This is a genomic window from Candidatus Albibeggiatoa sp. nov. BB20, assembly GCA_016744725.1.
GTDB lineage: Bacteria > Pseudomonadota > Gammaproteobacteria > Beggiatoales > Beggiatoaceae > Albibeggiatoa.
The window spans coordinates 24,947-35,964 of sequence record JADGDW010000019.1; the positions used below are offsets into that span (position 1 = coordinate 24,947).

Annotated in this window: 12 protein-coding genes; all 12 read left to right on the forward strand. The window is 38.2% G+C overall.

Annotated features, from left to right (window positions below; genetic code table 11):
* Positions 1-40 precede the first annotated feature (40 nt).
* The 12 genes from lptB to ABXH34_RS03820 all read left to right on the forward strand — a co-directional run bounded on the left by lptB (position 41) and on the right by ABXH34_RS03820 (position 9,911).
* Positions 41-766, forward strand: a complete 726-nt coding sequence (gene lptB, locus ABXH34_RS03765) for an LPS export ABC transporter ATP-binding protein (RefSeq protein ID WP_353570528.1) — start codon at positions 41-43, stop codon at positions 764-766.
* An 84-nt stretch (positions 767-850) separates the two neighbouring features.
* Positions 851-2,404 (forward strand): RNA polymerase factor sigma-54, encoded by a 1,554-nt coding sequence (locus tag ABXH34_RS03770; RefSeq protein ID WP_353570529.1) that lies wholly within the window; start codon positions 851-853, stop codon positions 2,402-2,404.
* A 26-nt stretch (positions 2,405-2,430) separates the two neighbouring features.
* On the forward strand, positions 2,431-2,766 hold the full coding sequence (hpf, locus tag ABXH34_RS03775) for a ribosome hibernation-promoting factor, HPF/YfiA family (RefSeq protein WP_353570530.1): 336 nt from the start codon (positions 2,431-2,433) through the stop codon (positions 2,764-2,766).
* A gap of 224 nt (positions 2,767-2,990) precedes the next feature.
* Positions 2,991-3,455 (forward strand): PTS IIA-like nitrogen regulatory protein PtsN, encoded by a 465-nt coding sequence (gene ptsN / locus ABXH34_RS03780; RefSeq protein ID WP_353570531.1) that lies wholly within the window; start codon positions 2,991-2,993, stop codon positions 3,453-3,455.
* A 1-nt stretch (position 3,456) separates the two neighbouring features.
* Positions 3,457-4,401, forward strand: coding sequence for an HPr(Ser) kinase/phosphatase (hprK, locus tag ABXH34_RS03785; RefSeq protein ID WP_353570532.1), 945 nt, complete (start codon positions 3,457-3,459; stop codon positions 4,399-4,401).
* Positions 4,402-4,445: 44 nt separating this feature from the next.
* Positions 4,446-5,396 (forward strand): hypothetical protein, encoded by a 951-nt coding sequence (locus ABXH34_RS03790; protein WP_353570533.1) that lies wholly within the window; start codon positions 4,446-4,448, stop codon positions 5,394-5,396.
* Positions 5,397-5,421: 25 nt separating this feature from the next.
* Positions 5,422-6,276, forward strand: a complete 855-nt coding sequence (locus ABXH34_RS03795; protein WP_353570534.1) for an AAA family ATPase — start codon at positions 5,422-5,424, stop codon at positions 6,274-6,276.
* A gap of 54 nt (positions 6,277-6,330) precedes the next feature.
* Positions 6,331-6,654: a hypothetical protein gene (locus ABXH34_RS03800; protein WP_353570535.1), complete on the forward strand. Its 324-nt coding sequence runs from the start codon at positions 6,331-6,333 to the stop codon at positions 6,652-6,654.
* Complete coding sequence (locus ABXH34_RS03805) at positions 6,651-7,049, forward strand: type II toxin-antitoxin system VapC family toxin (protein WP_353570536.1); 399 nt, start codon at positions 6,651-6,653, stop codon at positions 7,047-7,049. The genes ABXH34_RS03800 and ABXH34_RS03805 overlap by 4 nt, the downstream gene beginning before the upstream one ends.
* A gap of 28 nt (positions 7,050-7,077) precedes the next feature.
* On the forward strand, positions 7,078-7,332 hold the full coding sequence (locus tag ABXH34_RS03810) for a hypothetical protein (protein ID WP_353570537.1): 255 nt from the start codon (positions 7,078-7,080) through the stop codon (positions 7,330-7,332).
* The gene (locus ABXH34_RS03815; RefSeq protein WP_353570538.1) at positions 7,329-7,718 is read left to right on the forward strand and encodes a type II toxin-antitoxin system VapC family toxin; all 390 of its coding nucleotides are present in this window, start codon (positions 7,329-7,331) and stop codon (positions 7,716-7,718) included. Before ABXH34_RS03810 ends, ABXH34_RS03815 begins: the two co-directional genes overlap by 4 nt.
* A 30-nt stretch (positions 7,719-7,748) precedes the next feature.
* The gene (locus ABXH34_RS03820) at positions 7,749-9,911 is read left to right on the forward strand and encodes a hypothetical protein (RefSeq protein ID WP_353570539.1); all 2,163 of its coding nucleotides are present in this window, start codon (positions 7,749-7,751) and stop codon (positions 9,909-9,911) included.
* Positions 9,912-11,018: the final 1,107 nt, after the last annotated feature.

Genomic DNA, 11,018 nt, shown 5'->3' on the forward strand with positions numbered 1-11,018 from the left:
ATTCAGGACTACCAGTCCTCATGAAATAGAGTTACAAGGAATGACAACACTCGTTGCACAACATCTTGCTAAACAATATAAGTCTCGTCCCGTTGTTCGAGATGTCAGCTTGCAGGTATCCAGTGGTGAAATTGTAGGACTATTAGGCCCTAACGGTGCGGGTAAGACCACCAGCTTTTATATGATAGTCGGTTTAATTCCTTGTGATGAAGGTCAAATTACCCTAAATGGACAAGACCTCACTTTTTACCCCATGCACAAACGGGCACAAATGGGCTTAGGCTATTTACCACAAGAAACATCCGTATTCCAAAAACTAAGTGTCAGAGACAATATTTGGGCAATTTTAGAATTACAGCCTCATTTAGATAAAAAACAACGTCGACAACGCTTAGATGAATTACTAGAAGAACTGCATATTACGCATATTAAAGACAGACTGGGAATGCAATTATCTGGCGGTGAAAAACGTCGGGTGGAAATTGCCAGAGCATTGGCGGCAGAACCCAGCTTTATTTTACTAGACGAACCATTTGCAGGTATTGACCCGATTTCAGTTTCTGATATTCAACGCATTATCGGGCATTTATGTAAATTAGGCATTGGTGTTTTAATCACAGACCATAATGTGCGAGAGACTTTAGATATTTGTCATCGTGCTTATATTGTGAGTGATGGGACGCTGATTGCGGAAGGTACACCTGAAAATATTTTGCACAACCACCATGTTAGAGAAGTCTATTTAGGACATCAATTTACCTTGTAGTAATAGGACTGTCTGTCCCAATAAGATGTTCAATAGCCCCAATAAAAACGTTGTGTTAGTCAAAAAAGATGAAAAAATGAAGCTATGAAACAAAGTTTACAACTGCGTCTAGGCCAACAAATTACAATGACTCCCCAATTGCAGCAAGCGATCCGTTTGTTGCAATTATCTACACTTGACCTACAACTAGAAATCCAACAAGCCTTAGAATCCAATATCATGTTAGAAGTGGCTGAAGAGGAAGAATTCGAGTTAAATGATGAAGTGAAAGAGCAGCTTAATAGTGAAGAGTATGAAGCCAATCAAGATTTTGAAGATGCGCCTAGCACCCCAGAAGTGGGTGAACAATTTGAAGCCCAAACCGATATTCCCACTGAGTTAGCCGTAGACAGTGCATGGGAAGATATTTATGAAAATACCTATAGCCACCAAGATTTAAACAACAGCAATAATAACCCTGATGTTAATGGCAAAGAATTGGCTTTACAACAAGGTAGTGCGCCTGAAACTCTGCAAAACTATCTTGTTTGGCAACTTGATTTAACCCCGTTTAGCGAAATTGACCGTATTATTGCACTTGCGATTATTGATTCCATTGATGAGGATGGTTATTTAAAAACCCCTACTCCCAATACCTGCGTGTTACAGGAAATTTGTGACAGCATCAATGAAGCAATTGGCTTAGAAGAACAAACCTATATTGAAGAAGAAATTAGCATAGAAGAAGTACAAACGGTTTTACGCCGTGTGCAGCATTTTGACCCTGTTGGGATTGGCGCACGTGATTTAAAAGAATGTTTGTTATTACAATTAAATGCCCTTAATCAAGATGTACCCTTGCGGACAGAAGCGTTACGTGTCGTTGGTGAATATTTAGACTTGCTCGGTACACACGACTATAATCAACTATTGCGTAAAACCAAATTAGAGCGTACAGTATTACAGCAAGTAATTGACTTAATTCAATCTTTAGAACCACGCCCAGGTAGAAAAATCGAGTCACATCGTCCTAATTATATTATTCCTGATGTGTTCGTGAAAAAAGTTAAAGATGAATGGAAAGTGGATTTAAACCCTGATATCGCACCCAAATTGCGCGTTAATGAACAATACGCAGGTTTGATTACCCGTGCTGATAAATCAGAAGAAACCAGTAATTTAAAAAATCATTTACAAGAAGCACGCTGGTTTATTAAAAGTTTACGCAGTCGGCATGACACGCTACTTAAAGTAGCACGTTGTATTGTTCAACGTCAGGCTGGCTTTTTAGAATATGGTGAGGAAGCCATGCGACCTCTGATTCTGCATGATATTGCGACAGAATTGGACATGCACGAATCAACGATTTCGCGGGTAACGACCCAGAAGTATATTCATACCCCTCGTGGGATTTTTGAATTGAAATATTTCTTCTCTAGTCATGTTGGTACGGAAAGTGGTGGTGAGTGTTCATCTACTGCGATTCGTGCTTTGATTAAGAAGTTAATCGCGGCTGAAAATGCTGCAAAACCCCTGAGCGATAATAAGATCGCCAAAATCCTCTCAGAACGGGGGATAAAGGTAGCTCGACGCACTGTTGCGAAATACCGTGAAGCGATGGTAATACCACCGTCAAACGAACGCAAGCGTTTAGCTTAAGATAACCAGTAACAGGGAGTGATGAGATGCAATTAAATCTCAGCGGACACCACATTGATATTACACCTGCATTACGTTCTTACGTGGCGGATAAAATGGATCGATTGGAACGTCATTTTGATCATGTGACCAACATGCACGTTGTTCTCAGTGTAGAAAAACTCCGTCAGAAAGCAGAGGCCACAGTTCATGTTAGTGGTGCGAATCTGTTTGCTAATGCTGAAAATGAAGACATGTATGCCGCCATTGATGCATTAACTGACAAACTTGACCGCCAAATTAAAAAACACAAAGAAAAAGTCAAAGATCATCACAAAGCGGATGGTCGTGCTATGAATCATGCTCCTGAGACTGTGAAATAGCTGGCATTTCTTAAGTAGGAATCTTTTTTATCAATATCTTATAGACTCATTTGTTCCCCTATTTGGGAATATCTACTAGTAAAGCACAGTTTTGAAGCACAACTTTCAAACTGAGTTTAGATACTAAAGATAAGTTTATGAGATATTATTAAACTGAATTCCTTATGGTTGCCCCCTTACCCAAGGGGGTTTTCTCTTTTTAAACCAAGTCATTCGAGTGACAAATGCAGATTGTAGACATTCTATCGCCTGAACGTATTTTATGTCATGTACAAGCAACCAGTAAAAAGCGCGTCTTAGAGTATTTTAGTAAGCTGCTTGCAACTGAAATGCACGACATTAGCAACCGGGAAATTTATGACAGCTTATTGACCCGTGAGCGTTTAGGTAGTACCAGTATTGGACATGGTGTAGCAATTCCTCATGCCAGAGTCAGCCAATGTAACGTAACACTAGGTGCATTTTTGCAGTTAGAAACTGGAGTTGACTATGAAGCTATAGACCATCAACCCGTTGATTTATTATTTGCTTTATTAGTGCCAGAAGAGTGTACTCAAGAACACTTGGATTTATTGGCAGCTTTAGCAGAGATGTTCAGCGATGCCAAATTTCGGCAGCAATTGCGCGAAACCGAGGATTGTGATGATAAGTTTCATCTTTTAACTCAGTGGCAGACCTTGAACAATTGATATGTTACAGCAAATCAGCGTTGAGGAATTATATAAGAACTATGTAGACAGTCTTGCGCTACATTGGGTTGCTGGGCAATTAGGTGGCCGGCGACTGATTCATTTGCAAAGTGATTACAAGCTCGCTAACATTGGTTATTTAAATCCGATTCACCCGCATCAAATTCAAATTGTCGGGATTTATGAGTTTGCCTATTTGGATGCTTTGAGCACCGAAGAGCGCAAAAATACCCTTGACCGATTATTTGAAAGTCAAAATTTGGCATGTATGGTTGTGATTGACATGCCAGAAATCCCACAGCATCTCACTGATTACGCCAATTTATTTAATATCCCACTTTTCACTTCGCAAATTTCTGGCGAACACGTCATCAATCATTTACATACCGCGTTTGCCCGTATGGTCGCACCACGTATGACTTTGCACGGCGTATTTATGGACGTTTTGGGCATGGGTGTATTGATTATGGGTGAAAGTGGTACGGGTAAAAGTGAGTTGGCTTTGGAATTGGTCAGCCGTGGACACCGTTTGATTGCGGATGATGCGCCCGAATTTTCCCGAATTGCGCCGCAGATTTTAAGTGGTACATCTCCCTTTCCTGAAATGAATGCGTTTTTAGAGGTACGTGGTTTAGGGATATTAAATGTGCAAGCGTTGTATGGTGATAGTGCGATTAAAAGGGATAAGTTTTTACGTTTAATCATCCATTTACAGCACATGACGCAAGAGCGGATGGAAACCATTGATCGTTTACAAGGTGATTTTCAGATGCGTAATATCTTAGAGGTTAGCATTCCAGAAATCTTCTTGCCTGTTGCACCGGGGCGTAACTTGGCAGTATTGTTAGAAACCGCAGTGAGAAATCATAGTCTCAAAATTGGTGGTTATAATGCAGCAGATGATTTTTGTACCAGACAACATCATTTAATGGCAATGGATGATTGATTGTAAAGGAGTGCAAAACTTGTTTTGCGAGGAGCATAAAAACAATGTTCGAGATGTTGTTAGGAATTTTTTCTGAAGTAATTGGCAAATTGACTGGTATTAAAGCTGGAGTTGAAATGCTAAAAGACTTTGGTATCAATAGCTGTATGATTGAAAAACAAAAAAATACCACATCAACCTCTTTCTTTTGTGAAGACCTCACCAAATACCGCTTTTTATTGTCCCAGTTAGATAGAACAGACCAAGCTATCTTATTTGAACAATCCATTACTCAACACTTCAATTCCATCAAAAATGATGGCCGCAAAAAATATTATCGTAAGCCATTATTATTTATTATTCATGGTGATAGCCATTCCCAAACCGATAGATTTGTTGAGCGAGTCGAAAATTATATCCATAGCCAAACATCTCATATTGGTATAAAACCATATAAAATCCCACTTGGAAAATATAATCATAAAGAAGAGCATTACATACATAAATTTGCGACAGAAATTTTAAGTGATGGTGTAGAAAGGACAAGGCATAAAATTACTAAAGAACTTAATATTCAGACAAAATTATCTCCTATTTTTATTTCTATTGATTTATCAACTGATGATTTTTCTAGTTTGATGCAAATTAGTAATGATATTCAAGGATTAATTACTTTTTGTAGTGAATGGGAAAAAGCAGAATTTGAAAATCCTGTCATTATCTGTATTCACTTTAGTTATAAATATACTTTGTTTGGATTTAAAAATGACGCGATTAATGCACGTATCAAAACCACCTTGTCGTCTATTAATATAGAAAATGTTGAAATATTACCTGAGTTAACAAAAGTTTGTAGTAGTGAAATTTGTAAAGAAATTAAACAATATTTTTCAAAACAAGATTGTATGAATAGTCAGGTATTAAAAAAAATTGAAAACGCCTTTAATTGCTCAAAACCACTTACTATGAAGCAAGCCACAGCTAAATTTGAGAAATTATTAGAAGAATATTGTTAAACATACCTTTTAGCAGGGACTATTTATGAGCCGATTTTATATGGACAAACCACTACCAAAATTAAATAATCCAGAAAAATATGAACCCGATAAAGGTTTAGTAGATGCTGCAAACGTCGCTTTGATGTTGGGACAACCTTTGTTGTTAACGGGTGAAGCGGGCACAGGAAAAACCCAATTTGCTTATTTTTTAGCCCATGAATTAAATCAATCAGAACCGCTACGTTTTAATACAAAATCCACCAGTGTTGCCCAAGCATTATTTTACGAATTTGATACATTGAAACGCTATCATGATTTACAAGCAAGCATTGATTTAGATAAAGAACAATATGTTAAATATCAAGCCTTAGGCAAGGCAATTAAAGAAGCTGATAATTTAGAACAACATCAAGTGGTATTGATTGATGAGATTGATAAAGCCCCGCGTGATTTTCCCAATGATATTTTGAATGAGGTAGAAAATAGTTGTTTTGAGGTGCTTGAGACAGAAAAGACGTTTCGAGTGAATGACCCTAATAAACAACCGATTTTAGTATTAACCAGTAATTCAGAAAAACATCTTCCTGATGCCTTTTTACGCCGTTGTGCTTATTATCACATCAAATTCCCTGAAAAAGATAAATTAGGTGAGATTGTTAAAGCCCGTTTGCCTGATTTTCCAGAAGATAAAAATTTAGATGAGCAATTGGATTTGTTTTTAACATTACGAGATGATGGCAATTTACGCAAAAAGCCTGCAACGGCTGAGTTATTGAGTTGGTTGGTTTTATTGCAAAATACCCCTAACGAATTGTTAAAAGGGCAAAATTGGTATTTGAGTGCGTTGGTGAAAAATCGGGAAGATTGGGATACTGCTAAGGGTTTATTATCTAAGTAATTAACTAGGTATTGCTATACTTTGTATTAGGTTTTTCTGAATTAGAAGGAATAAATGATGAACACAGCAGAATTAAAACAAGCTTGTGTAGCAAAATTAGAACAAATGCCTGAGCATAAATTACAAGAGACGTTGAATTTTTTATCACAACAACTTGAACAAGATTTAGAGCCTATTCAAATAGCAGCTAATGATGAACAAGTATGTATTTCTCAATTATGGCAACAAGCTGGTATTGTTAGAAAAACACGCAAAAAAATAAAGCCAGAAGATTTAGTTGGAAGGCTGCAATATCAAGGAAAACCCAAGTCTTTAGAAGAGATTGAAACCGCTTTACAAGAGGCTATGAAAAAAGAATGGTTGGAAAATGAACGATGAATGCGATTGATACTAATTTACTTGTTCGACTGATCTTAAATGATGATGAAACTCAGGTGCAAAAAGCGTTAGCAATTTTAAATTCACCAGAACAAGTATGGATTGCTAAAAGTGTGTTACTTGAGCTTGAGTGGGTTTTAAGAGGTGTATATAAATTTGAAAAGCAATCAATTTATACGGTATTTATAGATTTTTTAGATTTAGAAAATATAGTTGTTGAGCAAGTTGAACAGATTGAGTTAGCTTTGAATTATTATCGGGAAGGTATGGATTTTGGTGATGCAATACATTTAGTGAGTAGTTTGGATACAAATCATTTTTATACATTTGATAAGAAATTTGTTAATTGTGCTAAAAGGCTAAATATTACAAAACCCAAACTCCATAATCTTTAATTATTTAGATAAATCAAAGGAATATATTATGAACACAGCAGAATTAAAACAAGCTTGTTTGGCAGAGTTGGAACAAATACCAGAGGATAAACTACAAGAGTTTTTAAGCCAAATAAAACAAATCAGACAAGATTTAATAACAATTCAACAGGCTGCCAATGATGAAACAAGACCGCAGCACAGAACAACTCGTCGACTTGGTGGCATGATTGGAACTGCGGAAATTATTGGCGATATTGTCGAGCCAACTGAAAAGCTAGAAACGTGGGATGTCTTACAGTGAAATATTTGCTTGATACACATATTTGGATATGGAGTTTATTAAATCCTACAAAACTCAGTACTCAAGTAACAGATATTTTAAATACAGAACATAATGAGTTGTGCATCTCTGTTATAACCATCTGGGAAGTAGTCTTGCTTGCTGAGAAACAAAAAATAGCAATTAAACAGCCTGCAAAAGAATGGATAACAAATGCTTTTCAAATATTGCCAGTCACTGTTTTAGATATTAATTTGGAGATTGCGATAAAGAGTCGAGAGATAGAGCTTGTACATCAAGACCCTGCTGACCGATTCATTGCTGCCACAGCATGGCATCATGATATTCCACTTTTAACCGTTGACCAAAATTTAGTCAAAGCATCGCAAATACAAACGATTAGTTAATATGCTTCAATTAGATTCTTGATATAAATTATGACCACAAATCTCCTCACACAAAAATTACTCTCATTTCTCACTGATTTACGTCAGGAAGGTTATGCTATTGGCGTGGGACAATTGGTGTCTGTGGAGCGTTTGATTTTTGCATTGGCAGAACGTGGTGAGTTGCCAGAAAACCCACAAGATTTAAAAACGTATATCGCACCGCTTATTTGTCAATCATCAGAAGAGCAAATTGATTTTTATCAGCGTTTTGAACGATTTGTTTTACCTGAATACGAACCTCAATCCCATTTAAATGAACACACTGAACAAGTGATTAAACAATTCCAATGGCGTGAGAAGCTTTGGAAAAGTGTTTTTTGGCTGGTTTTGATTGCATTGTTGATTGTTGCAAGTATATATCAGCAGGATATTCAAGATTATTTTTATCCATCAACTGAACCAAAAACGCAGACAATAGATAATCTGAAGCCTGAAAAAGCAGAAACGCAGACAATAGATAATCCAAAGCCTGAAAAACCAAAGACACCAATAACAGATAATCCGAAGCCTGAAGAACCAAAGACACCAATAACAGATAATCCAAAGCCTGAAAAAGCAGAGACGCAGCCAAATCTAAAGCCTGAAATACCACAAACAGACATTTCAAAACCGATACCACCGTGGATTTATTTTGTTGCAGGGATTTTATTGTTGCCATTGATTGGGTTGTTATGGCGATGGAATCAGCAAGCGTTTTTAAAACGTCAATTACCAACTTCTCCACCTGATATTAAACAGTTATTTGTCAAACAGATAAAGGCGGATTTATTTCCTGTGGTGAAATTGGCTCGTTCATCACAGCAGTTACGCAAGCATATTGATGTGCCTTCGCAGCGTTTGGATGTTGATGCGAGTTTAAAAGCGACTTTGAATAATGCAGGCTTTTTTGTGCCGATTTATGCCACGCGCAAACAGTCGCCAGAGTATTTGATTTTGGTGGATAGGCTGACGTTTAAAGATCATCACAGCTTCTTAGTTGATGAGTTGTTAGACAATTTGCGTGATGAAGGTGTGTATTTTGAGCGGTTTTATTTTGATACTGACCCGCGCCGTTGTTATGCCGCTAACGAGAGTCAGCCGATTGCATTGCAGGCGTTGGTTTCACGTTATCCCGAACATCGATTGTTGATTTTTTCTGATGCACAGGGTTTGATTGATCCATTGACGGGACAGTTGGCACATTGGGTTTCACAGTTGTTTGATTGGGAGCAGCGCAGTGTATTGATGTTTTCGAGTGAGGCGCATTTACAGTATCGGCAGCAGTTATTGCAGGGTGTGGATTTTATGGTTGTGCCAGCGAATGAGCAGGGTTTGAGCGCGTTGGCAGCACTGTGGCAAGCTGAACCCGTGTCGTTGCAAGCGACTGAGTTACATCGTTATCCACGTTATTTGCAATTGCGTCCACGGCGAGTTTTGGAGCGGCATCGATTGGATAAGGATGAATTGGGGCAGTTGATGGCGCAGTTAGAGCAATATTTAGATGCGGATGGTTTATTGTGGTTGGCAGCATGTGCGGTGTATCCAGAATTGAAATGGCAATTGACGGTGTATTTAGGGCAGCAATTGGATGTATTGAGTACGGCACGTTTGGGACAGTTGGCTAAATTGCCTTGGTTGCGTTATGGGTTTATGCCTGATTGGTTGCGGCAAGCCTTGATTGCTCGGTTGTCTAAGCAGCAGGATAAGCAGATACGGGAAGTTTTGGCGGCGTTGTTGATACAGGCAAGTGATGAATCAGAGTTTGATTTTAATGTGGCATTACCAAAAGGAACAGTGGTGACAGTGCAGTGGATGTTAAAGCGTTGGCTTAAAAAGGTTGATAAGAGAGATGATTTGCGGGATACGGTGTTTATTTCTTTTGTGCAGAATCGTTTGAGTGTGCGTTTGCCTAGGGTTTGGCGGCGGTTTCGGTTTATTCGAGTAAAGCGGGATTATGCTGTTTATGCCGTTGTTGTAGGTATTGTTTTAAGTGTTTGGTTGGGTTTTAGTTATTTTCAACAAAACAAAAATCTAATAATTACAGAGCAAGCAGTTAAAGAAGAGAAAGAGCCTAGAAAAACTATATTACAAAAACTACAGGGGTATATTAATGTGATTGAAAAACACAAAAAAAATAAAGACGTAGTTGAGAAGCAAGTTGGTATTTATTAGACTTGTTTCAAGCAATAAAATCAGTAAGTTACAAAAATACCTTAGACCAAAAAATCAATGGCTTAGCACGGTAGGTTGGGTTGAGGAACGAAGCCCAACTATTTGTTTAAGAAAGCTGCTATTTTGTTGAGCTTCCTTCGTCAGCACAACCTACGCGAGCTTTAATAATTAAGGACATTTATGAAGAAAACTTAAATCATATCAATGGAAATACTCAGAATAAATGAACCCATGACGCAGAGCGTCAAAGCTGAATTACCACGCTGAGCGTAGTAACTAGTTGAACAAGATGTAAAAGATTGACTCGTGACGATGCACCGTGTCGTCACCCAATAGGACGCACCAGCGTCCACCATACTTGACGCAGCGCGTCAATGGCTCATTCTACGCAGTGCGTAGAACGAGAATGTCATTCATTGCGGTAGCAGTAGTAGTCTCAATATTACCATTTCTATTAATTGCTGCCATTATATCACCCTACCTAATTGCTGGTATTGCTCTTGTTGCTCACTTTTTAGCATGGTATATGGTACGAACTCATTTACCAAGTGACTCATTTTGGAGAGGGTTCTTAACAAATATATTTGGAGGTATGTTTATGGCGCTAGGCGGACTTATGATTACGGGTTTAACACTAACATCTGCATTGGTAGCAATAGCTTTAGCACGGTAGGTTGGGTTGAGGCACGAAGCCCAACATCTATTGTTCAATAAAGTTGCAATTTTGTTGAGCTTCCTCCGTCAGCACAACCTACGGATGTATTGTGAACTTAACAACCGCCCATTATTCAAACTGGATAGCGCGGTAGGTTGGGTTGAGGAACGAAGCCCAACATCTATTGTTCAATAATGTTGCAATTTTGTTGAGCATCCTTCGTCAGCACAACCTACGCGGGCTTAGAATTTGATTTTTAAGCAATAATTCTTGCATCAATTTAATACGAATATTTTAGCTCGTTACCAAATTCTATTTGGTAATGCCTGCTCCAAAAGCTCTGCTTTGCGAGACATTATTTAACCAACCGCTCATTATTCAATAACTGGATAGTGGGCTGAACCGAAGACTGTTATCTGCTGCCGCGTTCCCACAAGCGTTGTGGGAATGCC

Bases quoted from the DNA above. Each gene is read 5' to 3' on its own strand.
- ABXH34_RS03795 (WP_353570534.1), top strand. From the start codon at position 5,422: ATGAGCCGATTTTATATGGACAAACCACTACCAAAATTAAATAATCCA.
- lptB (WP_353570528.1), top strand. From the start codon at position 41: ATGACAACACTCGTTGCACAACATCTTGCTAAACAATATAAGTCTCGT.
- ABXH34_RS03820 (WP_353570539.1), top strand. From the start codon at position 7,749: ATGACCACAAATCTCCTCACACAAAAATTACTCTCATTTCTCACTGAT.
- ptsN (WP_353570531.1), top strand. From the start codon at position 2,991: ATGCAGATTGTAGACATTCTATCGCCTGAACGTATTTTATGTCATGTA.
- ABXH34_RS03770 (WP_353570529.1), top strand. From the start codon at position 851: ATGAAACAAAGTTTACAACTGCGTCTAGGCCAACAAATTACAATGACT.
- ABXH34_RS03800 (WP_353570535.1), top strand. From the start codon at position 6,331: ATGATGAACACAGCAGAATTAAAACAAGCTTGTGTAGCAAAATTAGAA.
- hprK (WP_353570532.1), top strand. From the start codon at position 3,457: ATGTTACAGCAAATCAGCGTTGAGGAATTATATAAGAACTATGTAGAC.
- ABXH34_RS03790 (WP_353570533.1), top strand. From the start codon at position 4,446: ATGTTCGAGATGTTGTTAGGAATTTTTTCTGAAGTAATTGGCAAATTG.
- ABXH34_RS03805 (WP_353570536.1), top strand. From the start codon at position 6,651: ATGAATGCGATTGATACTAATTTACTTGTTCGACTGATCTTAAATGAT.
- hpf (WP_353570530.1), top strand. From the start codon at position 2,431: ATGCAATTAAATCTCAGCGGACACCACATTGATATTACACCTGCATTA.
- ABXH34_RS03810 (WP_353570537.1), top strand. From the start codon at position 7,078: ATGAACACAGCAGAATTAAAACAAGCTTGTTTGGCAGAGTTGGAACAA.